Below are 21,942 nucleotides of genomic sequence, written 5' to 3'. Positions count from 1 at the left end.
AGTGGCGTGTGCTCGCGGAGGCGGGTGAGTGGCCGGAGAGCCACCTGTCGTACCATTCCGGCCATGCCGCATCGTGTTGCCGTTCTCGCCCTCGACGGAGTCCTGCCGCTGGACCTGGGCATCCCGGCGCGGGTGTTCAACGAGGCCTGTGAACCGGACGGAACTCGTCTGTACTCCGTCGTCACCTGCTCCCTCGGCGGCCGGCCGGTACGCACGCACGAGGACTACCGGATCGTCGTCGACCACGACGAGTCGGCGCTGGAGACTGCGGACACCGTCGTTCTGGCCACGCAGGAACCCAGCGAGCGGCTGCTCGCGACCGGCACGCTCCCCGAGGAACTCGCTGCGGCGCTGGACCGGATAGGGCCGCGGACCCGCGTCGTCAGCCTGTGCACGTCGGCCTTCCTGCTCGCGGCGGCCGGTCTGCTGGACGGTCGGCGGGCCACGACGCACTGGGCGCTGTGTGACGCGCTGGCGCGGCTGTTCCCCGACGTCGACGTCGATCCGGACGTCCTGTTCGTCGACAACGGACGCATCCTGACGTCCGCCGGCGGAGCAGCAGGCATCGACCTGTGCCTGCACCTGGTCCGTCTGGACCACGGGGCGGCGGTCGCCTCGGCCGCCGCGCGCCGCTGCGTGGTGGCGCCGTGGCGCGAGGGCGGGCAGGCACAGTTCATTGAGCACCCGGTTCCGCAGGACACCGACCGTTCCACTTCGGCGACCCGGCAGTGGGCGCTGGACCGGCTCGCCGAGCCGATCACACTGGAGGACATGGCCCGGCACGCGCACATGAGCGTGCGCACCTTTACCCGGCGGTTCCGCAGCGAGGTGGGCAGCAGCCCGCTGAAGTGGCTGGCGCAGCGGCGGCTGGCCCACGCGCGCCTGCTGCTGGAGTCCACCGACCTCACCGTCGCGCGGATCGCCACCGCGTGCGGCTTCGGCGACCCCGTCGCACTGCGCAAGCACTTCCACACGCACCTGGGCCTGTCACCACTGGCCTACCGTCGCGCCCACAACGCACCGGAGCCCATGACGGCACAGTGACCACCCAGCCGGGCCATGGCCGCGACAACATGCGAAGCCGGCCGTGCCTCTCTGCCATGCCTTCGCCGCCAAAGGACTCGAGCAGCTCATCGCCCTCGGCGCCCGCCGGATGATCACCGTCGGAACGGCGGCGTCGCTGCGCACCACTTACGCCGATCATGCTGGAGGCGGGGGAGTCCGTGGTGACGCCGGCGCGATGGCTCGGGCATTCCTCCCCGGCTGTCACGCTTGGTTACTATGCTCACTTCATGCCGGAGGCCGGAAGCAGGGGTCGCACCGCCATCGACGGACTGCTGGGGAGAGAGGGAGACGAGCGTGCCGGTCGAAGCTCCCCAGATTCTCCCCAAGGCTGGTCGTGGACATTTCCCTGGATTGCAGCGCCGTGGAGGTGTCATGGAATACAAGCATGACGAGCGGTGGAGCCTTCGAAAATGTTGAGAGAGGTAGCCGCAACCCGCTATGTCGAACCCTTGCGCTCCGGCGGCTCCGTCCCCGGAGTCGTCGAGGCCGACGACCTCGGCACGTACGTCGTGAAGTTCACCGGTTCCGCGCAGGGCCACAAGGCGCTGGTCGCCGAGGTGATCGTCGGAGAGCTCGCCCGCGCGCTCGGCCTGCGCTTCCCCGAGCTGGTCCTCGTCCACTTCGACCCCGCGATCGCCGCCGACGAGCCGCACCAGGAGGTGCGGGAGCTGCACGGCGCGAGCGCGGGCGTGAACCTCGGCATGGACTATCTGCCGGGCGCCCGGGACTTCACCCCGAAGATCGCGGGGAGCTTCCGCGTGGACCCGCTGGAGGCGGGCCGGATCGTCTGGCTGGACGCGCTGACCGTCAACGTGGACCGCACCGTCCACAGCTCCAACCTCATGGTCTGGCCGACGCTCGGCACCGCACCGCCCCGCCTGTGGCTCATCGACCACGGCGCCGCACTGGTCTTCCACCACCGCTGGGACACCACCACCCCGGGCAAGAAGTACGACTTCCGCCGGCACGCCCTCGGCCACTACGCCCCCGACGTCCGCGCCGCCGACGCCGAACTCGCCCCGAAGGTGACCGAGGACCTGCTGCGCGGGATCGTCGCCGAGGTGCCGGACGCGTGGCTCGCCGAGGACGCCGGCTTCGCGAGCCCGGACGACGTCCGCGCCGCCTATGTCGACTACCTCCTGGCCCGGGTGCGCCTGTCGCCCGAGTGGCTGCCCACCGACTTCCCGAGCCGCGAGCAGCTCGCGGCCGAGGAGGCCGCCCGCGCGGAGAAGACACAGGCGGGCCGCCCGGACTGGCTCAAGCGCGTCCCCGACCTGCACGGCAAGCCGGCGGCGGAACAGGACTGGTCGGTTCACCTGGGATGAGGCACATCGGATGACTTGGCGCGTTCAGATCGAGTACTGCACACAGTGCCGCTGGCTGCCCCGTGCCGCCTGGCTGGCGCAGGAACTGCTCACCACCTTCGAGGCCGAGCTGACCGAGCTGTCGCTCAAGCCCGGCACCGGGGGCGTCTTCGTCGTCCGGGTGAACGACGAGGTCGTCTGGGACCGGCGCGAGCAGGGCTTCCCGGAGCCCACGGCGGTCAAGCGCCTCGTACGCGACCGAGTGGCCCCGGGAAAGCCCCTGGGCCACTCGGACCGGACGGCGTAGGCGTCAGCCCTTGAGCTGCTCGTACGCCGGCAGGGTGAGGAAGTCGGCGTAGTTCTCGTCCAGGGAGACCCTCAGCAGCAGGTCGTGGGCCTCCTGCCAGTGGCCCGCGGCGAAGGCCTGCTCGCCGATCTCCTGGCGGATGGTGGACAGCTCCTCGGCGGCGACCTTGCGGGCCAGCTCCGGCGTGGCCCTGTCGCCGTTCTCGAACTCGACGCCCGCGTTGATCCACTGCCAGATCTGGGAGCGGGAGATCTCGGCGGTGGCCGCGTCCTCCATCAGGTTGAAGATGGCGACCGCGCCGAGCCCGCGGAGCCAGGCCTCGATGTACCGCATGCCGACCTGGACGGCGTTGACGAGACCGTGGTACGTCGGCTTCGCCTCCAGCGAGTCGACGGCGATCAGGTCGGCCGCCTCGACGTGGACGTCCTCGCGCAGCCGGTCCTTCTGGTTCGGCCTGTCGCCGAGGACCTTGTCGAAGGACTCCATGGCGATCGGGACCAGGTCGGGGTGGGCGACCCAGGAGCCGTCGAAGCCGTCGTTCGCCTCGCGGTCCTTGTCGGCGCGGACCTTCTCGAAGGCCACCTTGTTGACCTCGGCGTCCCGGCGGGACGGGATGAACGCCGCCATGCCGCCGATCGCGTGCGCGCCGCGCTTGTGGCAGGTGCGGACGAGGAGTTCGGTGTACGCCCGCATGAACGGGGCCGTCATGGTGACCGCGTTGCGGTCCGGCAGGACGAACCTGGCGCCGCCGTCACGGAAGTTCTTGACGATGGAGAACAGGTAGTCCCAGCGGCCGGCGTTCAACCCCGAGGCGTGGTCGCGGAGTTCGTAGAGGATCTCCTCCATCTCGTACGCCGCCGTGATCGTCTCGATCAGGACGGTGGCGCGGATGGTGCCCTGCGGGATGCCGACGTAGTCCTGCGCGAAGACGAACACGTCGTTCCAGAGGCGCGCCTCCAGGTGCGACTCGGTCTTCGGCAGGTAGAAGTACGGGCCCTTGCCGAGGTCCAGCAGCCGCTGGGCGTTGTGGAAGAAGTACAGGCCGAAGTCGACGAGGGCACCCGGGACCGGCGTGCCGTCGGCGTCGGCCAGGTGCCGCTCGTCGAGGTGCCAGCCGCGCGGGCGCATGACGACGGTCGCCAGCTCCTCGTTCGGCCGCAGGGCGTACGACTTCCCGGACTGCCGGTCGGTGAAGTCGATGTTCCGCGTGTAGGCGTCGATCAGGTTGAGCTGGCCGAGGATCACGTTCTCCCAGGTGGGCGCGGAGGCGTCCTCGAAGTCGGCGAGCCAGACCTTCGCGCCCGAGTTGAGCGCGTTGATGGTCATCTTGCGGTCGGTGGGGCCGGTGATCTCGACTCGCCGGTCGTTCAACGCGGCCGGGGCCGGGGCGACCTTCCAGGAGTCGTCCGCGCGGATCGCGGCCGTCTCGGGGAGGAAGTCGAGCGTGGAGGTGCGGGCGATCTCGGCGCGGCGCTCGGCCCGGCGGGCGAGGAGTTCGTCACGGCGCGGGGTGAACCGCCGGTGCAGCTCCGCCACGAAGGCGAGCGCCGCGTCCGTGAGGACCTCTTCCTGCCGGGGCAGGGGCTCGGCGTCGACGATGGCCAGCGGGGACGGCGCTGGTGCGGACATGAGCTGTCACTTCCTTCAGCGGTGGCACCGGGTGCCTAGTGGCACGAATAGGGCGAACAGCGCCCGCTGTGCGGTCAGGCGCTTCTGAGCAGTGGATAGTAGTTTCCTCATTGTGGAACTTCAATGGTTTGTTGATATCGAGATTCTCTGAGTCGAGGCAAGGTGGCGCCCAGTGCCGCCCCCTTCACTCAAGGTGGCGCAGGTCGGCCTCGGTGTCGATGTCGTACGGCTCGGCCACGTCCGCGCACTCCACGAGCCGGATCCGGCCGGCGTGCTCCTTCAGGTAGTCCCGCGCCCCGCGATCCCCCGTGGCGCTCGCCGTGATGCCCGCCCAGTGGGCCGCGCCGAAGAGGACGGGATGCCCGCGCATGCCGTCGTAGGCGGCCGAGACCAGCGATTTCTCGTCCTCGTAGGCGCCGAGCACCCGCGCCACGGCCGCCGCCCCGATGCCCGGCTGGTCGACCAGGCTGACCAGTGCCGCCCTGGCCCCCGTACCGGCCAGCGAGGCCAGCCCCGTCCGCAGCGAGGAGCCCATGCCCTCGGCCCAGTCGGGGTTGTCCACGAGCACACAGCCGCTCAGGTCGGCCCGCTCGTGGACGTCCTCCGCCCGCGCTCCCAGGACGACGTGGATCCGGCCGCAGCCGGCCGCGCGCAGCACTCCGACCGCGTGTTCGACCAGGAGGCGCCCCCGGTGCTCCAGCAGTGCCTTGGGCCGCCCGCCGAGCCGTCTGCCCCCGCCGGCGGCGAGCAGCAGCCCGGCGACCTCCCCACGATGGTTGTCCGTCATGCGTCCTGCATACCTGACGGGGGAGGCGGCGGCCGGTTTCCTTGGGCTGAATTTCGGTCCGCGCGGTGGCGCTCCCGGACGCGGTGGCGTTTACTGGCCCGCGCACGACGGCGTGTGAGGGGGAGGGCTGTGTTGCGGAGCTTGGGGCAGAGGCCAGTGACCGGCAGCGACGAGGACCTGCGAGTGGCGGAACTGCGGACCGCGGTGTCCCGGCTGCGCCGCGAACTCGCGGCGCTCCCGGCCGACTTCCCCGACCGGGCCATAGCCGAGGACGAACTGGCGGCCCTCGCGGCGATGGCCGCGGGCGGCCGCCCTGAGATCCCCCGCCTGCGCAGCTCCCTGTTACTGATCGCGGGCGCGATCGGCTCGGTCAGCGCCCTGGCGAGAGGTCTGAGTGGGGTCCGGGAGGCAGTGGACCTCTTCGGGGAGCCGATGCAGCGGGGGTGAGTGCCTCTGCCTAGGTGCCCGAACTCGCAAGTGCCTGAGACAGCTCACGGGCGATCTGCTGCAGCACAGGCACGATCTTCTCGGTCGCCTCTTCGGTGACCCGCCCGGCCGGCCCGGAGATGGAGATCGCCGCAGCCGTCGGGGACTCCGGTACGGACACCGCGAGGCACCGAACCCCTATCTCCTGCTCGTTGTCGTCGACGGCGTACCCCGTCCGCCGTACGTCCTCCAGCGCGGCCAGGAACCCCTCGGGCGTGGTGATGGTCTTCTCCGTCGCGGCGGGCATCCCCGTACGGGACAGCAGCGCCCGCACCTCGTCGTCCGGCACCCCCGCCAGCAGCGCCTTGCCCACGCCGGTCGAGTGCGGCAGCACCCGTCGGCCCACTTCCGTGAACATCCGCATCGAGTGCTTCGACGGCACCTGAGCCACGTACACGATCTCGTCGCCGTCCAGCAGCGCCATGTTCGCCGTCTCGCCGGTCTCCTCGACCAGCTGTGCGAGATACGGCCGCGCCCACGTGCCGAGCAGCCGGGACGCCGACTCGCCGAGGCGGATGAGCCGGGGGCCGAGCGCGTAGCGCCGGTTCGGTTGCTGGCGGACGTAGCCGCAGGCGACCAGCGTGCGCATCAGCCGGTGGATCGTCGGCAGCGGCAGCCCGCTGGTCGCGGACAGCTCGCTCAGGCCGACCTCGCCGCCCGCGTCCGCCATCCGCTCGAGCAGGTCGAAGGCGCGCTCCAGGGACTGGACCCCGCCCGCGGCGGAGGACTTGGCGGAGTCGGTGGTGCTGGCGCTGGACGTCGGCACGGCGCGTTCCTTTCGGGACTGGCAAGAGATGAGAAGCCTACCCGGCGGCCGGTTGACTCCCTGCTTGTACGTAGCTACGTTCTGTCTACTGGAATTGTAATTCCGCTTTGTGGAAACGTCCAGAGTGGGTGCGGGTCGGGCGCCGCCCAGAAGTGTGCCCTTGACGGCGGGAGAGCGGGAGTGAAGACTCCTTCAACAGAACGTTGAAATTCGTTACGTGGGTGTACATCCCGTTTCCGAGGCGTAAAACGGCGGTACAGAGAGGGGTTCGGGTGTCCGAGGCTGAACTGGTCCTGCGTTCGACGCGCGTCATCACTCCGGAAGGGGCGCGGGCCGCCACGGTCACCGTGTCCGCCGGGCGGATCACGGCCGTCCTGCCGTACGACGCGGAGGCTCCGGCCGGTGCCCGGCTGGAGGACCTCGGCGACCACGTGCTGCTGCCCGGCCTGGTCGACACCCACGTGCACGTCAACGACCCGGGCCGCACCGAGTGGGAGGGCTTCTGGACCGCCACCCGCGCGGCGGCGGCCGGTGGCATCACCACGCTGGTCGACATGCCGCTCAACTCCCTCCCGCCGACCACGACCGTCGAGAACCTGCGCGTGAAGCAGGAGGTGGCCGCCGGCAAGGCGCACATCGACGTGGGCTTCTGGGGCGGCGCCCTGCCGGACAACGTCAAGGACCTGCGCCCGCTGCACGACGCCGGTGTCTTCGGCTTCAAGGCGTTCCTGTCCCCGTCCGGCGTGGACGAGTTCCCGCACCTCGACCAGGACCAGCTCGCACAGTCCATGGCGGAGATCGCCGGCTTCGACGGCCTGCTGATCGTGCACGCCGAGGACCCGCACCACCTCGCCGCCGCCCCGCAGCACGGCGGCCCCAAGTACGCCGACTTCCTCGCCTCCCGCCCGCGCGACGCCGAGGACACGGCCATCGCGAACCTCATCGCGCAGGCCCGCCGCCTCCACGCGCGCGTGCACGTGCTGCACCTGTCCTCCAGCGACGCGCTGCCGCTGATCCGCGCCGCCCGCGCCGAGGGCGTCCGGATCACCGTGGAGACCTGCCCGCACTACCTCACCCTGACCGCAGAGGAAGTCCCGGACGGCGCCAGCGAGTTCAAGTGCTGCCCGCCCATCCGCGAGGCCGCCAACCAGGATCTGCTGTGGCAGGCGCTGGCCGACGGCACCATCGACTGTGTCGTCACCGACCACTCGCCCTCCACCGCCGACCTGAAGACCGACGACTTCGCCACCGCCTGGGGCGGCATCTCCGGCCTCCAGCTCAGCCTCTCCGCCGTGTGGACCGAGGCACGCGCGCGTGGCTACGGCCTGGAGGACGTCGTGCGCTGGATGTCCGCGCAGACCGCCGCCCTGGTCGGCCTCGACGCGCGCAAGGGCGCCATCGCCCCCGGCCGTGACGCCGACTTCGCCGTCCTCGCCCCCGACGAGACCTTCACCGTCGACCCGGCCGGCCTCCAGCACCGCAACCGGGTCACCGCGTACGCCGGCAAGACCCTGTACGGCGTCGTGAAGTCCACCTGGCTGCGCGGCGAACGCATCGTCGCGGACGGCGAGTTCACCGAGCCGAAGGGCACCCTGCTCGCCCGCCCCCAGTAGCCACCCCCACCACCCGAACCGGCCGACTCCCGAAAGGACCCCCTGATCACCGTGACGGCGCTGCATCAATCTTCTTCGGCTCGCTTCACCGGCGACGCGAACCCCTACGGAGGCGGCGACCCGTACGCGGACTACCGCACCGCCGATTTCCCCTTCACCCAGTACGCCAACCTCGCCGACCGGCAGCTCGGCGCCGGTGTCATCGCCGCCAACGACGAGTTCTTCGCCCAGCGGGAGAACCTGCTGGTGCCCGAGCCGGCCGAGTTCGACGTCGCGGACTACGGGCACAAGGGCAAGGTCATGGACGGCTGGGAGACCCGCCGCCGGCGCGGGGTCTCCGGCGAGCACCCCTGGCCGACCGCCGAGGACCACGACTGGGCGCTGGTCCGCCTCGGCGCGCCCGGGGTGATCCGCGGGATCGTCGTCGACACCGCCCACTTCCGCGGCAACTACCCGCAGGCCGTCTCGATCGAGGGCACGTCCGTACCCGGCTCGCCGTCCCCGGAGGAGCTGCTGGGCGAGGGCGTGAAGTGGACGACGATCGTCCCGCGCACCGCCGTCGGCGGTCACGCGGCCAACGGCTTCGAGGTCACCGTCGAGCAGCGCTTCACCCACCTGCGGGTCAACCAGCACCCCGACGGCGGCATCGCCCGTCTGCGGGTGTACGGCGAGGTGGTCCCGGACCCGGAGTGGCTGGCGGTCCTCGGCACCTTCGACGTGGTCGCGCTGGAGAACGGCGGGCGGGTCGAGGACGCCTCCAACCTCTTCTACTCCCCGGCCACCAACACCATCCAGCCGGGCCGCTCCCGCAAGATGGACGACGGCTGGGAGACCCGCCGCCGCCGCGACCAGGGCAACGACTGGATCCGCTACCAGCTGGCCGCCCGGTCGCAGATCCGCGCGATCGAGATCGACACCGCCTGTCTGAAGGGCAACAGCGCGGGCTGGGCGTCGGTGTCGGTGAAGGACGGCGAGCAGGGCGACTGGACCGAGATCCTGCCGCGCACCCGTCTGCAGCCCGACACCAACCACCGCTTCGTCCTCCCGGAGCCCGCGGTCGGCACGCACGCGCGGATCGACATCTTCCCCGACGGCGGCATCTCCCGCCTGCGCCTGTTCGGCTCCCTGACCGAGCAGGGCGCGGCCGGCCTCGCCGCCCGGCACCAGGAACTGGGCGGCTGACCCACCCCGTACCCGCGTGGGGCGCCCCGGCCCGGACAGCACCGGGGCGCTCCGCGCGTCACCCACAAGGGCCCGTTTCCGGCCCCCTGGAACTTACGGGTCCGTCTCCCGCGTTCTCCCCGCGTGACCCTTCAGCAAGAGATCGTCGGCAACGCCATGCAGATGGCGGTCGTCAACCTGCAGCCCGGCCAGACCGTGTACTGCGAGGCCGGAAAGTTCCTGTTCAAGACGACGAACGTGACCATGGAGACGCGCCTGTCCGGCCCGTCCGCAAACGGCGGGCAGCAGGGCCAGGGCGGCGGGGGCGGCGGCATGGGCGGACTGCTCCGCCAGGCCATGGGCACCGCCATGCAGGTGGGCCAGCGCATGCTCGCGGGCGAATCGCTGGCGTTCCAGTACTTCACCTCCCAGGGCGGCCAGGGCACGGTCGGCTTCGCCGGCGTGCTCCCGGGCGAGATGCGGGCCCTGGAACTCGACGGCACACGCGCGTGGTTCGCCGAGAAGGACGCCTTCGTGGCCGCCGAGTCCACCGTCGACTTCGGCATCGCCTTCGCCGGCGCCCGCACCGGCATGAGCGGCGGCGAGGGCTTCATCCTGGAGAAGTTCACCGGGTACGGCACGGTGATCATCGCCGGCGCGGGCAACTTCATCGACCTCAACCCGGCCGACTTCGGCGGGCGCATAGAGGTGGACACCGGTTGCGTGGTGGCCTTCGAGGAGGGCATCCAGTACGGCGTCCAGCGCGTCGGCGGCCTCAACCGCCAGGGGATCATGAACGCGGTGTTCGGCGGCGAGGGCCTGTCCCTGGCCACCCTGGAGGGAAACGGCCGGGTGATCCTGCAGTCCCTCACCATCGAGAGCCTCGCCAACGCCCTGAAGAAGGCCCAGGGCGGCGACAAGCAGGGCCCGACCGGCGGACTGTTCTCGACGCACGCCGGGTGAGCCGTACGGACCACCGATGAGTTGCGGGTGCGGACGGGGTCTGAGGTGGTGACACAGACCCCGCACCAGGAAGCAGGCACCCGTCATGGGCAAGCTCGTCTCCACGATCTTCGTCACGCTCGACGGCGTCTACCAGGCGCCCGGCGGCCCCCAGGAGGACACCCGGGGCGGCTTCGAGCACGGCGGCTGGAGTTTCCCGTTCGGCGACGACGACTTCGGCCGGTTCATCAACGAGGTCTTCGACCGCCCCGCCGCGTTCCTCCTCGGCCGCCGTACCTACGACATCTTCTCGGCGTACTGGCCGAAGGTGACCGACCCGGCCCACCCCATCGCCTCCAAGCTGAACGCCCTGCCGAAGTACCTCCCCTCGTCCACCCTCACCGATCCCTCCTGGTCCGGTACCACGGTGCTCGGCGGCGACCTCGCCAAGGAGGTCACCGCCCTCAAGGAGCGCATCGACGGCGAGCTCCAGGTGCACGGCAGCGGCGCCCTCGTCCAGTCGCTGCTGGCGCTCGGCCTGATCGACACCCTGCACCTGCTGACCTTCCCGGTGGTGCTCGGCTCGGGCCTCCGCTTCTTCGCGGAGGGCGCGCTGCCGACGAGGTTCCGGCACGCGGGCGGCCGCATCACCGCCGCCGGTGTCTCCATCCAGTCCTACGACCTGGCCGGGAGGCCGCGCTACGGCACGTACGACCTCCCGGAAAACGCCTAGCCGAAGATCGTCCTCGCCGGTACGGTGATCGCGCCCCGTGCGAGCCGCCGCCGTCTCCGCACCCCCTTCCGGAGACCGGGAGAGCCGCCCCATGTCGTCGATCGCCGTACCGGGTGCCGCCGTCGCGCCCCGCCGTGCCTGGCGCACCGACGTGCCCGTCCTCCTCGTCGCCGTCTGCTGGGGTGCCAGCTATCTCGCGGCCAAGGACATCACCACCGCCCGTACGGTCCTCGCGGTGCTGGTGCTGCGGTTCGCGCTCGCCGTGCCCGTCCTGGCCATCGCCGGCCGCCGCGCCCTGCGGACGCTCACCGGCGCCCAGTGGCGCGGCGCGGCCCTGCTCGGCCTGATCCTCAGCGGAATCTTCCTGCTGGAGACCTACGGCGTGGTCCACACCTCGGCGACCAACGCGGGTCTGATCATCAGCCTCACCATGGTCTTCACCCCGCTCGCCGAGGCCGCCGTCACCCGCACCCGGCCCACCCCGGCCTTCCTCGGCGCGGCACTGCTGTCGGTGCTCGGTGTCGTCCTGCTCACCCAGGGCGGCGGCTTCACCCGGCCGAGCACCGGGGATCTGCTGATGCTGCTCGCCGCGCTCGCCCGTACGCTGCACGTCCTCGCCATGTCCCGGCTCAGGGCCGTACAGGGCGCCGACGCGCTGCCGCTGACCACGGTCCAACTCGGCGCGTCCGTCGCCGTCTTCGCCCTGCTGTCGGCCGTCTCGGGCGGTCCGGCGCCCTGGCGGGTCGCGGCCGGGTTCACCGCCCGGGACTGGGCGGGGCTGCTCTTCCTGTCCGCGCTGTGCACGGTGTTCGCCTTCTTCGTGCAGATGTGGGCGGTCCGCCGTACCTCGCCCTCCCGGGTCGGCCTGCTGCTCGGCACCGAGCCGCTGTGGGCCGCCGCGGCGGGGATCGCGCTGGGCGGGGAACGGCTCGGCGCGCTCGCTCTCGCGGGCGGTGCGCTGGTACTCATGGGCACCGCGTGGGGGCGCAGGACGGCAAGATGAGGTGTGGAGTTCTCTTCGTCAGCGGATATATCCCACGTCCGCCTCCGGGGAGCCGATCATTCCGCTCCCGGGGAGCTTTGTACTCGCTTAGTTTCTCAATAAACAATCAAGAAGAGGCATCGACGTTCTCAAAGGACCACATGGCCAAGGTCTTGCGTCGACTCGAACCTCCTGACAGTGTTCGATGGTCGGTTCTCGACATTGCGTCGCGGGGGGACTCGATGTGCTATGCCTTTCCGATCGCTCATGACCGCTTTACCCTTCCTTGATCCGTGGTTCGCCGAGTTGTCTGATCATTCGCAGCTGGATGCGTCGTACGACAGCTGGTAGGTCCGCCCGGGAGTTCGCTGGGGAGGGAGAGCGATGGACCAAATCTCTGCATCCACACACAAGCCGATACAACGTCACTTCCGGCGTCCGGACCCGTACCCCGGTGGACTCTTATCGGAGATCATCCAGGTACCGATAAGCCGAATCACGGTCGGGGGTTCACTCCGTGCGGGCGGGGTTGATCCACGGCACATCGATGCGCTTGCCGAAGTGTGCTCCGAACTCCCGCCGATCGTGATCCACCGCAAGACGATGACCGTCATCGACGGCGTGCACCGGCTCAGGGCGGTGGAGAACAGCGGCGCCACGCACATAAGTGCTGTGCTGTTCAACGGTGACGAGCGTGAAGCCTTCGTGCTTGCGGTCAAGCTGAACAGCAACCACGGACTCCCCCTCTCCCTGGCCGACCGCAAGGCCGCGGCCCTCCACATGCTTGCCGACTTCCCGGAGTGGTCCAACCGGCGGCTGGCGGGGGTCGTCGGTCTGTCGGACAAGACAGTCGCGGCGCTCAGGCGGCGGTCGGGTGCGGAACTTCCGCACCCGACCGCCGTGCGACTCGGCCGTGACGGGGTGGCCTACCCGCTTGCGGCCGGCGAGGGCCGCAGTCGCGCGCTGGTGTACCTCGCCGCGCATCCCGACGCGTCCGCGCAGGAGTTGGCGCGTGCCGCGGGCATCTCGCTCACCACGGCGAAGGATGCGCGGAAGCGGGCGCGCGCTGCCCAAGGCGAACCCCGGACGACGATGCAGCGGGACGACGGGTCGGCCCAGGAGTGCGGAGCCGGCCACCCCGCGGTCGAGCCGACTGTCGGGTCGGTCCAGGAGGGCGGACCCTGCCACCCCGCGATCGTGAAACGTCCCAGGGCGCACCCCACGTGTGCCGACCTGTCACTGGCGGTCCGGCGGTTGCGGGCCGATCCCTCGCTTCGGTTCACCGAGGTCGGCCGGAAGCTGCTGCGGACACTCGACCCCTCGGCCACGCAGCCGCACGACTGGGCGGCGATGGCCGGCAGCCTCCCGATGCACTGCGCGCCATTGATCGCCGAGCTGGCTCGGCACCACGCCGAGAGCTGGCAGCTCCTGGCGGAGTCGTTGACGGAACGGATTAATTCCCGAGAGACTGACGCATAGGTTTTCGGCCGGTTCGGCAGGTGCCGTTTCCGACACCTTCGGTGCGGCACCTCCGGTTGATTCCGCCGATATCGTCGTCCTACTTCTTCCAGACTCTTCCGTAGGCATTTTCCCGCGAGATCCGCTGATTTCGATCCGTTCGCTTTCATACGATGGCTCTCACAAATTCGAAGCGGGGGAACGTGACTTCGTACAGCCCAAACCGTGTGGGGGATGAGCAGTCGACCGCGCCTCAACCCACCACTCGTAGCGATACGCCATCACCGGGGATGCCCACACATTGGTACAACTTCCTCGGAGATCTGCCCGGCCCCATGCCCGAGGTCAGGGACTCCGGAAGCCCTACCGCCGCGGAGATATCCGCGAAGGTCCGGCCACGAGTGCTCGTTGAACAGAACAGTCCGAACGAGCAATGGATCGCGATACCCGAACCGGTCGTGGAGCGGCTGCGGCAATGCGGCCGGCCGACACCGCTGCACCGAGCGCACCGGCTCGAGGAGCATCTCGGTACGGGCGCGAGGATCTACCTCAAGCGTGAAGACGTCCTTCCCAGCGGCAGCTTCAAGCTGAACACGGCGATAGCCCAGGCGTACTACGCGGCCGAGGAGGGGCGGACCACCCTCGTCACCGAGACCGGAGCCGGTCAATGGGGCATGAGTGTCGCGCTGGCGGCGAAGATGTTCGGTCTGCGGGCCGAGATCTTCATGGTGAGGTGCTCGCTCGAGCAAAAGCCCTACCGGCGTCACTACATGGAGCTCCTGGGGGCCAAGGTGCGGCCGTCGCCGTCGACGCACACGGCGATCGGACGAAAGATCCTGGGCGAGGTCCCGGGCCACCCCGGCAGCCTCGGCACCGCGATCAGCGACGCGATCGAGCATGCCCTGGGCATTCCGTCCGCCGCGTATCTCGCCGGCAGCGGGATGCCGCACGTCTACCTCCACCAGACGTTGCTCGGGCTCGAGGTCGCGCAGCAACTCAAGGAGACCCACGGCGAGGACCTCGGCGTCGAAGGGCGCGGCGACCACCTCATCGCGTGCTCGGGCGGCGGAAGCAATCTCTGCGGTCTCATCGGCCCTCACCTGCGGGCCAGGGCCGACGGAGCGGACCTTCGCTTCCTCGCCGCGGAATCCACCGCGGCGCCCCGGCTCACCCGGGGGGTATACGAGTACGGCCGCACCGACCTGGGCGGATTCACGCCCGAGGTGCTGGGCTACACGATGGGGGAGAGCTTCATCCCACCGCCCAACCACGTCGGCGGCCTGCGCAACCATCACAGTTCCGCCCTGGTCAGCCTGCTGCGACGCGAGGGCGTCCTGGATGCCGTCGCCTTCGACCAGCGGACGGCGCTGGAGGCCGGTCGGCTCCTGCTGCAGACCGAGGGCCTGTTGCTCGCACCCGAGGCAAGTCACGCGGTCGCCGCGGCCCTGGATGTCGTGGCCAAGGCCGACGCGGAAGACCTCGAACCGGTGATCGTCGTCCTGGCCAGTGGCTCCGGTTTCCTCGATCTGCAGGGCTACGACGAAGTTCTGCTCGACGCGTAGCCACACCACACGTGGCCACGCCACACGTGGCCACGCCACACGTGGCCGCGCCACCATCTCACGGCGTCTTCGCACCTTGCGATTGGGAAGCCATATGCACTTGGCGACATTTCAGCCCCAGCTCGGCGTTCATTGTGAGACGACCACCCTTCGGAACATGATCCACCATGCCGGCGTCGACATCTCCGAACCCATGTTGTTCGGCCTCGGCCAGGGCATCGACTTCCAGTACTGGGATGCCCCCGATCCTGGGCGAAGCACACCCATGCTCACCGGCCGCATCGGTCCTGCCCTGCTGTCCCGCAACGCCTGCTCGGCCCTCGGTGTGGAATTGCGCGAATCGCGGGCGCCCGACCCGGAATCGGCTCGCGCCGCGGCGGCGAAGCTGCTCGAAGCCGGACATGTCGTGGGAATGTCCGTCGACATCTTCTACCTCGACTACTTCTCCTCCCGAAGCCATTTCGCGGCGCACTACATCGCGCTGTACGGGCTCGACGACTCCCTCGCCTACGTGGTCGACACCGATCAGCAGGGTGGGGCGCAGACGATTCCGGCGGAGTCGCTGCGCCGGGCCCGCGGTTCCGACGAGGGGTTCATGCCGTCGCCGAATCTGCAGATGTACGTGGAGGAACTGCCGGCGCGGCTGACCACCGCGACCGATGCCGTCCTGCGCGAGCAGATCTGGAAGGCCATCCGGCCGACCGCGGAGAGGATGATCGCCGACCGCGGACCGCGCTTCGGCATCGGCGCCCTGCGGCGGGCCGCTTCCGAGATCGCCGAATGGAGCGACACACTCACCTCCGCCGACGAGATGGTGCCGGGCGTCGGCCGCTTCTGGCGCTTCGCGGGAACCGGCGGAGCGAACTTCCGCAAGCTCTACCGCGACTTCCTGCTCGAGGCGCGGCAGCGCTGCGGCGACGCCGAACTCGACCCGTTCATCGACGACTTCGGCGACGTACAGCGGCAGTGGGACCAGGCGATCGAGATGCTGATGGCCTACCGCGGTGCGGACGACGGGCGAAGGCAGCTGGAAGCCGTAGCGGCCCGGCTGAACACCATCGCCGACGCCGAACAGTCCGTCTTCGAGAGGCTGCTCGTGCCGGCCACCAAATGGGCAGGTGAGCCGGCTTGACGAGCACTCAGGTGAAGACCGTCTGCCGCATGTGCCACGGCGGCTGCGGCGCCATCGTCGAACTCGTGGACGGCGTCCCCACCGACATCCACGGGGACCCGGACAACCCCACCAGCGAGGGCTACTTCTGCATCAAGGGCAAGGCGTCACTCGACCTGCTGCGCAGCCCGGACCGGCTGACGACGCCGCTGGTGCGGACCGGTCCGCGCGGCTCGGGGACGTTCGAGCCAGTCAGCTGGGAAGCCGCCCTCGACCGGATCGCCGGCGAACTCGCCACGACCATCAGCCGGCACGGCCCCGAGTCCGTCGTCCTCGGCCAAGGGACCGACCGCAACTACCAGGAGTGGGTGTTCCGGCTCGCGAACGCGATCGGGACGCCGAACGTGGTCGGTCCGGCCCACGTGTGCTTCTACCCCCGGGTCATGGCCTCGATCATGACGTACGGCGGATTCACCTTCTGCGACTACGAGGGCGATCCCGAGGTGGTCCTGCTCTGGGGCAGCAACAAGCCGAGCACCCACTCCGACGGCGTGATCGGTGTCAAGCTGCTGCGAGCCGTGGAACGGGGCAGCCGCGTCATCACTGTCGATCCGCGACGGACGCAGACCGCGGCCCGGTCCAGTCTGCATCTGGCCGTCCAGCCGGGAACCGACTGCGCACTGGCACTCGGCATGATCAGGATCGTCATCGACGAGGGCTGGTACGACCGCGATTTCGTCGCCGCGCACACCTCCGGATTCGACGAACTCGCCGAGCACGTGCGGGCGTACGGCCTCGACCGGGTCGCGCGGATCACCGGCCTGGCACCCGAGCTCATCCACGACGCGACCCGTGCCTACGCCCTCGCGTCACGGGCGTGCATCGAGGCCGGAACCGGGCTGTCGCAGAACGAGAACTCCTTCGACACGCACCGCGCGATCGCCATCCTCGCCGCGCTCTGCGGAAACATCGACGCTCCCGGTGGCGATGTGATCTGGGACCCGATGCCGATCGAGGGCCGGCGTGCCTTTCCCCGCTCGGATCTGCTCCCCGAGGAACAGTCGAAGAAGCGGATCGGCGGCGACAAGCACAAGATCCTGTCGATGTCGGGCTGGGTCGCGCCGGGAGACCTGCACGAAGCCATCGTGACCGGGTCGCCGTACCCGATCACCTCCATGGTGATCTTCGGCAGCAACATCCTGGCCTCGCACGAGAACACCGAGCTGGTCCGCAAGGCGATCGCCAAGCTGGACCTGGTCGTCGTGTGCGACCTGTTCATGACGCCGACCGCCCGGCACGCCGACGTGATTCTGCCGACCTCGAGCTGGCTCGAGCGGGACCAGATCGTCGAGTTCAACTCCTACATCGCGGCCCGGCAGAAGATCGCCACTGTCGACGGCTGCCGCTCGGACGAGGAGATCATCCTCGAACTCGCGAAGCGGCTCGGCCTGAGCCGGCACTTCTTCCCCTCGCTGGAAGCCGCTCTCGACGCCAAGCTGGCCGGCCTCGAACTCACCTGGGAACAGTTCAAGAAGATCGGCTACATCCGCAACGAAAAGCGATATCACAAGTATCGCGACCGCGGATTCGCCACCCGGTCCGGACGCGTGAACCTGCTGAACAACGGGCTGCGCGCCATGGGCTACGAGCCGTTCCCGGCCTTCCGATTTCCGCCGGAGGCGGACCCGGATCTGCCGTACGTCATGACCAGCGCCCATCCGCGCCAGTTCTACAACACCGAGTTCCACCAGCTGCCGACCACATCGCGCACTCAGACGACGGCGCGGGTGACCGTCAATCCGAAGACCGCGGAGCGGGAAGGACTGACAGACGGTGAAGAGGTGGACATCTTTTCGCGGGCCGGTGCGCGCGGGGTGCGCATGACGGTCAGAATCTCCGATTCCGTCGCACCGAACGTCGTGATGGCGGATGCCGGCTGGTGGTATCCGAGTGAGTCCTCGGTCGATGAGTCGCTCAGATCCTCGGTCAATCTCGTGACCAACAACGACCGTTCCGACGTGCATATGGGGAGCGCGACGATGAGAGGTGTAGCAGTGGGAATTCGGCGGCTGGAGCCCGGCCGTGGCTAGGGCGCGAGGCACCGTCGACGCCCGCGTGCCGGAGACCGACGAAGGCCTGCAGGGCGACGAACTGGCCTTCAAGTACGACGAGATGCAGCGCCACATCCGGGACAACGGCTGGCTCCAGGAGAAGGTCGACGACATCCTGCGGGCAGGGATCAACTCCGGGGAGGTCCTGGAGCTCGGATGCGGTCCGGGCTACCTCGGCCTGGAATGGATCGCCCAGGCCGACGGCTCCGCCCGGCTCGTCGGCCTCGACATCTCGCCGGCGATGCTCCGGCGGGCGAGCGCCAACGCGGACGGCTACGGCGTCACCGGTCAATGCACCTATGAATGCGGCACCGTGCTGGCGCTGCCGTTCGGGGACCAGCGCTTCGATCACGCCATCAGCGCCTCCTCGTTGCACGAATGGGCGGACCCGGTGACCGCCCTGGCGGAAATGCATCGCGTGCTCAGGCCGGGCGGACGGTATGTCATCTCCGATCTGCGCAGGGACGTCGACCGGACGACATTTCAGTTCATGAAGGCGAACATCGCGGCCGACATGCGCCCGGGTTTCCGGACCTCGATCCGGTCCTCGTACATCAAGAGCGAGGTCGAGGAAATGCTGAAAGGCACCGCGCTCGCGACGGCCACCGTGACGGAAGTGCAGATGGGAATCGTCATCACGGGCAGGAAGGACGCGCCATGAATGCACTCGCGGGAAGGTTGCCGGCCATCACCGCCACTCGTGACGGGCGCTTCCCCGACCGTCCCGGATTCGGCCGCTCCTGGGAAGAGATCCTCGAGACGTCGAGCACGTGGCAGGACCTCGACTGCGGGCAGTACCTGTCGGCATGGTGCGGATACGCGCCGGACGACGTCGTCGAGAGGTTCGCCGGGGTCAATCACGTCGGCATCTACATGGGTGACTACGACAGTGACGACGAGGTGTTCGACTGGCACGCCTACCTCAACGACCTCCGCGCCTCCGGTCGGATCGCCACCATCGAGATGGGGCCGTCGTACATCTCACCCCGGCAGTACGGCACGCCGGGATGGTGGAACTCGATCGTCCTCCCCGACGGACGTGCCATCGAGATGTTCGCCTGCCGCCGATTCGGCCCGTGGGCGGAGCGTTCCGCCGACGAGCGGGGACGGCTCATGTCGCATGTCGCCATCGATGTGCGCACCGACGCCGACGTCCGCTACGTCCTGGAGGTCCTGCATCGGAGCGTCGACCACCTGGAAAACATCGCGTTCACCGAGGCGGACGAACTCGGCCACACCTACGGGCACCTGCGCAACAACGACAGCAGCTCCGTGCTCGAGATCGTGTACGAGTCGCCGCGCGGCGGGATGGGGCACAACGATGGCAGTCATTGACATCTCGCCGTACTCCGGTGACCACTGCGAATCCACCACGTTGCTCAACATGCTCCGCAACCATGACATCGAGCTGAGCGAGCCGCTGATCTTCGGGCTGGGACAAGGCCTGTCGTTCCTGTACTGGCACTCCAAGCAGATGCCCAACCCGTTCCTCGCCGGCCGGGTCAAGCCGGACCATCTCATACGCAACGTGGCGGACGCCCTCACCCTCGACTTGCAGACGCAGGAGACGGCGTCACCGTCGAAGGCCGAGGCCACCCTGCTCAAGGCCCTCGACGAGGGCGACGTGGTGGGACTCAAGCTCGACCGCTACCACCTCGACTACGCACACGAGAACCACCACTTCGCCGCGCACTACGTCGCCTGCATCGGCTACGAGGACGACAGGTTCGTCCTCGTCGAGACCCGATCGCTCGGCGTTCAGTCGACATCGCGGGAAAGCCTGACGCGGGCCCGGTCCGCCAGGGGGCCGATGTGCTCGCGCAGCCTGTCGGTCCGAGTGGACCCGCGCGGGTACGACGAGTCGATCCTCGCGAAGGCCTGCCGGTCATCGATTCTGGCCACCGCGCAGGAGTTCCTGAACCCGCCGATCACCAACATGGGATTCAAGGGGATCGCGAAGACCGGCTCGCTCCTGCCGACATGGCGCGACCGGCTCGACCGTCCCGCCGAGGCGATGAGCACCGTCGGCATCAGCATGGAGGAAGGCGGAACGGGCGGCGGACTCTTCCGGACGCTGTGGGCGCAATTCCTGGAAGAGGCGCACGAGCTGACCGGCATCGAGGCCTACGACGAGCTCGCCGTCGAGTACCGCCGCATCTCCAAGCGGTGGACGGAAGTGGCGAACCTGCTGCGCGACGCCGACGACGCCAGTGCCCGGCGAGCACTCGACGAGGCGGCGTCGATCGTCAACGGTCTCGCGGCCGACGAGCGCAGGGCCATGATGCGGCTGGAGGAGGCGTCCCGATGACCACGCTCGCCCGGCCGGCCGGCCACGACCCGCGAAGCAGGCTGCACGACACCCTCCTCTCCCGCGTCGACATCGCACGGAAGGTCGCCGCGGTGACGTCACTGGACCGGCAGGCGCTCGACGCGTGGGCGGCGGAGGCGCTCACCGCGACCGTGGAGCACGCGTGCCACAACTCGCCGTTCTACGCCGACTTCGTTCCCGCCGATGTCGCCAGGGCGGTTGCGCAGGGCCGTCCGCACGCGTTCGAGGCCATCCCCTTCACAACCCGTGAACATCTCTCCGCCGCCTACCCGCTCGGCATGCTCGCCGTGCCGCGGCGTGAGGTCATCCGGTTCGACGAGAGTTCCGGCACCGGCAACGGACGCCCGATCGCGGCGTTCTTCACGATGGCGGACTGGCTGGAGAACAACCTCACCGTCGCCGGCCTGCTCGCCGCCGTGCTGGACGAACGGGACGTCGCGGCCATCGCCGTGCCGTACGAGCTCGCCGGGGTGGGCCAGGACCTCGACCGCGCCATCGAGATCCTCGGGTGCACCATCGTGCCGCTCGGCGCGGCCTCACCGTCCTGCACTCCGGACCGGATGGTCGACGCCCTGCTGCGTTCGGGCGCCACCGCACTGGTGTGCTCCGGAACGCGCGCCCTGTTCCTCGGCGAGATCGCCCGCCGCCGCGGCATCGACCCGCGCCGCGACCTCGCGGTCTCGAAGATCCTCATGGCGGGGGAGGGCGCGTCGCCGGCCAAGAAGCGGCGCCTGGCCGATCAGTGGGACGCCGTGGCGTACTCGATGTTCGGCATGACCGAGACCAACACGCTGGCCATGTTCTGCCGGGACCGTGAGCTGCACCTGGTCGAGACACGATCGTTCTTCGAGGTGGTGGATCCGGGATCCGGCGAACGGCTGCCGGACGGCTGTGTCGGTGAGCTGGCCGTGACGACGCTGGCCAGCCGGGCCATGCCGCTGCTGCGGTACCGGACCGGTGACGTGTGCCAGATCGAGGCGGCGCCGTGCGGCTGTGGTTCCCCGTTGCGCCGGCTGCGCCACCGCGGCCGGATCGGTGACCGGATACCGGTCGGTGACCGCTGGACCTCCCAGCTGGAGATCGAGGACATCGTCCTGGGCGCCATGACCACCGCGCCGTACTACTTCGCCTTCGACGTCGACGGGGACGCCCTGGAGATCGCCCTGCCGCCGTCGAGCGGCGACGACGCGACCCGGACATCGATCGCGGCCGGTGTCCGTGACCGCCTCGGCGCGTCCACACGATTCCGCCGACTGGACACCGAGCGGTTCGAGACGGCGCTGCGCACCTCGGCCAAACCGACGATGCGCAACTTCAGCGCCTACGTGGGAGGGAGGAGCTGACGGTGAGGGTGGAGCTGCCGCTTCCCACGCGCCTTCCGATCGCAGGCCGCTTCGAGATCGACGACACGTGCATCGACTGCAAGCTCTGCAACGACCTGGCGCCCGAGAACTTCGACGCAGACCTCGACAACGACGTCCACTACGTGTGCAAACAGCCCGAGACGCCCGACGAGCTGGAGCGGGTCCTCGACGCATTCGAATCCTGCCCCACCGAATCGATCCGGTACACAGCGGGGCCTACTGAGGAGTGATG

21 protein-coding genes and 1 pseudogene are annotated in these 21,942 nt (G+C 69.3%); 19 read left to right on the top strand and 3 right to left on the bottom strand.

Annotated elements, in window-relative coordinates:
- Nucleotides 1-63: 63 nt before the first annotated feature.
- From ACZ5NH_RS32475 to ACZ5NH_RS32460, 4 genes and pseudogenes are all read left to right on the top strand, one after another.
- Nucleotides 64-1,044 carry a GlxA family transcriptional regulator gene (locus ACZ5NH_RS32475; RefSeq protein ID WP_388635444.1) on the top strand — a complete coding sequence of 327 codons (981 nt, stop codon included), beginning with the start codon at nt 64-66 and terminating at the stop codon, nt 1,042-1,044.
- A gap of 155 nt (nt 1,045-1,199) precedes the next feature.
- Nucleotides 1,200-1,454: pseudogene (locus ACZ5NH_RS32470) on the top strand (hypothetical protein); the annotation flags it as partial.
- Between the two features lie 21 nt (nt 1,455-1,475).
- Entirely contained in the window at nt 1,476-2,390 is a 915-nt protein-coding gene (locus tag ACZ5NH_RS32465; RefSeq protein WP_468780323.1) for a HipA family kinase, read from the top strand.
- A gap of 10 nt (nt 2,391-2,400) precedes the next feature.
- Nucleotides 2,401-2,676, top strand: a complete 276-nt coding sequence (locus ACZ5NH_RS32460; RefSeq protein WP_388635438.1) for an Rdx family protein — start codon at nt 2,401-2,403, stop codon at nt 2,674-2,676.
- A 3-nt stretch (nt 2,677-2,679) separates the two neighbouring features.
- On the opposite strand, the gene aceB is transcribed toward ACZ5NH_RS32460, so the two are convergent.
- Together aceB and ACZ5NH_RS32450 are read right to left on the bottom strand one after the other, a co-directional pair.
- Nucleotides 2,680-4,305, bottom strand: a complete 1,626-nt coding sequence (gene aceB / locus ACZ5NH_RS32455) for a malate synthase A (RefSeq protein WP_468780321.1) — start codon at nt 4,303-4,305, stop codon at nt 2,680-2,682.
- 184 nt (nt 4,306-4,489) lie between these two features.
- Nucleotides 4,490-5,092 (bottom strand): nucleotidyltransferase family protein, encoded by a 603-nt coding sequence (locus ACZ5NH_RS32450; protein WP_468780319.1) that lies wholly within the window; start codon nt 5,090-5,092, stop codon nt 4,490-4,492.
- A 129-nt stretch (nt 5,093-5,221) separates the two neighbouring features.
- Between ACZ5NH_RS32450 and ACZ5NH_RS32445 the strand changes: the two genes are divergently transcribed.
- A complete protein-coding gene (locus tag ACZ5NH_RS32445; protein WP_468780317.1) occupies nt 5,222-5,539 on the top strand; it encodes a DUF5955 family protein in 318 nt (105 codons plus the stop codon).
- A gap of 10 nt (nt 5,540-5,549) precedes the next feature.
- Here ACZ5NH_RS32445 and ACZ5NH_RS32440 read toward each other — a convergent pair whose 3' ends face one another.
- Nucleotides 5,550-6,344, bottom strand: a complete 795-nt coding sequence (locus ACZ5NH_RS32440; RefSeq protein WP_468780315.1) for an IclR family transcriptional regulator — start codon at nt 6,342-6,344, stop codon at nt 5,550-5,552.
- Nucleotides 6,345-6,616: 272 nt separating this feature from the next.
- On the opposite strand from ACZ5NH_RS32440, the gene allB reads away from it, so the two are divergent.
- The 14 genes from allB to ACZ5NH_RS32370 all read left to right on the top strand — a co-directional run bounded on the left by allB (nt 6,617) and on the right by ACZ5NH_RS32370 (nt 21,940).
- Nucleotides 6,617-7,957: an allantoinase AllB gene (allB, locus tag ACZ5NH_RS32435; protein WP_451552164.1), complete on the top strand. Its 1,341-nt coding sequence runs from the start codon at nt 6,617-6,619 to the stop codon at nt 7,955-7,957.
- Nucleotides 7,958-7,999: 42 nt separating this feature from the next.
- A complete protein-coding gene (alc, locus tag ACZ5NH_RS32430; protein ID WP_468780361.1) occupies nt 8,000-9,139 on the top strand; it encodes an allantoicase in 1,140 nt (379 codons plus the stop codon).
- A gap of 123 nt (nt 9,140-9,262) precedes the next feature.
- The gene (locus ACZ5NH_RS32425; protein WP_468780313.1) at nt 9,263-10,081 is read left to right on the top strand and encodes an AIM24 family protein; all 819 of its coding nucleotides are present in this window, start codon (nt 9,263-9,265) and stop codon (nt 10,079-10,081) included.
- Nucleotides 10,082-10,166: 85 nt separating this feature from the next.
- Nucleotides 10,167-10,793 (top strand): dihydrofolate reductase family protein, encoded by a 627-nt coding sequence (locus tag ACZ5NH_RS32420; protein ID WP_468780311.1) that lies wholly within the window; start codon nt 10,167-10,169, stop codon nt 10,791-10,793.
- Between the two features lie 91 nt (nt 10,794-10,884).
- On the top strand, nt 10,885-11,796 hold the full coding sequence (locus ACZ5NH_RS32415; RefSeq protein ID WP_468780309.1) for a DMT family transporter: 912 nt from the start codon (nt 10,885-10,887) through the stop codon (nt 11,794-11,796).
- A 540-nt stretch (nt 11,797-12,336) separates the two neighbouring features.
- A complete protein-coding gene (locus tag ACZ5NH_RS32410) occupies nt 12,337-13,254 on the top strand; it encodes a transcriptional regulator (protein ID WP_468780307.1) in 918 nt (305 codons plus the stop codon).
- 206 nt (nt 13,255-13,460) lie between these two features.
- Nucleotides 13,461-14,795, top strand: coding sequence for a TrpB-like pyridoxal phosphate-dependent enzyme (locus ACZ5NH_RS32405; protein WP_468780305.1), 1,335 nt, complete (start codon nt 13,461-13,463; stop codon nt 14,793-14,795).
- 94 nt (nt 14,796-14,889) lie between these two features.
- Nucleotides 14,890-15,927: a BtrH N-terminal domain-containing protein gene (locus ACZ5NH_RS32400; RefSeq protein WP_468780303.1), complete on the top strand. Its 1,038-nt coding sequence runs from the start codon at nt 14,890-14,892 to the stop codon at nt 15,925-15,927.
- Nucleotides 15,924-17,996: a molybdopterin-containing oxidoreductase family protein gene (locus tag ACZ5NH_RS32395; protein WP_468780301.1), complete on the top strand. Its 2,073-nt coding sequence runs from the start codon at nt 15,924-15,926 to the stop codon at nt 17,994-17,996. The genes ACZ5NH_RS32400 and ACZ5NH_RS32395 overlap by 4 nt, the downstream gene beginning before the upstream one ends.
- A 25-nt stretch (nt 17,997-18,021) precedes the next feature.
- Nucleotides 18,022-18,678 (top strand): class I SAM-dependent methyltransferase, encoded by a 657-nt coding sequence (locus ACZ5NH_RS32390; protein ID WP_468780299.1) that lies wholly within the window; start codon nt 18,022-18,024, stop codon nt 18,676-18,678.
- Nucleotides 18,675-19,352, top strand: coding sequence for a hypothetical protein (locus ACZ5NH_RS32385; protein WP_468780297.1), 678 nt, complete (start codon nt 18,675-18,677; stop codon nt 19,350-19,352). Before ACZ5NH_RS32390 ends, ACZ5NH_RS32385 begins: the two co-directional genes overlap by 4 nt.
- On the top strand, nt 19,339-20,325 hold the full coding sequence (locus tag ACZ5NH_RS32380; protein WP_468780295.1) for a BtrH N-terminal domain-containing protein: 987 nt from the start codon (nt 19,339-19,341) through the stop codon (nt 20,323-20,325). Before ACZ5NH_RS32385 ends, ACZ5NH_RS32380 begins: the two co-directional genes overlap by 14 nt.
- A complete protein-coding gene (locus ACZ5NH_RS32375; RefSeq protein ID WP_468780293.1) occupies nt 20,322-21,689 on the top strand; it encodes a phenylacetate--CoA ligase family protein in 1,368 nt (455 codons plus the stop codon). Before ACZ5NH_RS32380 ends, ACZ5NH_RS32375 begins: the two co-directional genes overlap by 4 nt.
- Before the next feature lie 2 nt (nt 21,690-21,691).
- A complete protein-coding gene (locus tag ACZ5NH_RS32370) occupies nt 21,692-21,940 on the top strand; it encodes a ferredoxin (protein ID WP_388635404.1) in 249 nt (82 codons plus the stop codon).
- Nucleotides 21,941-21,942 lie beyond the last annotated feature (2 nt).

It is taken from the genome of Streptomyces sp. NPDC031426 (genome assembly GCF_055581585.1).
The sequence above is the reverse complement of the archived record's forward strand: the minus strand, read 5'-3'. Positions and strand labels throughout refer to the sequence as shown.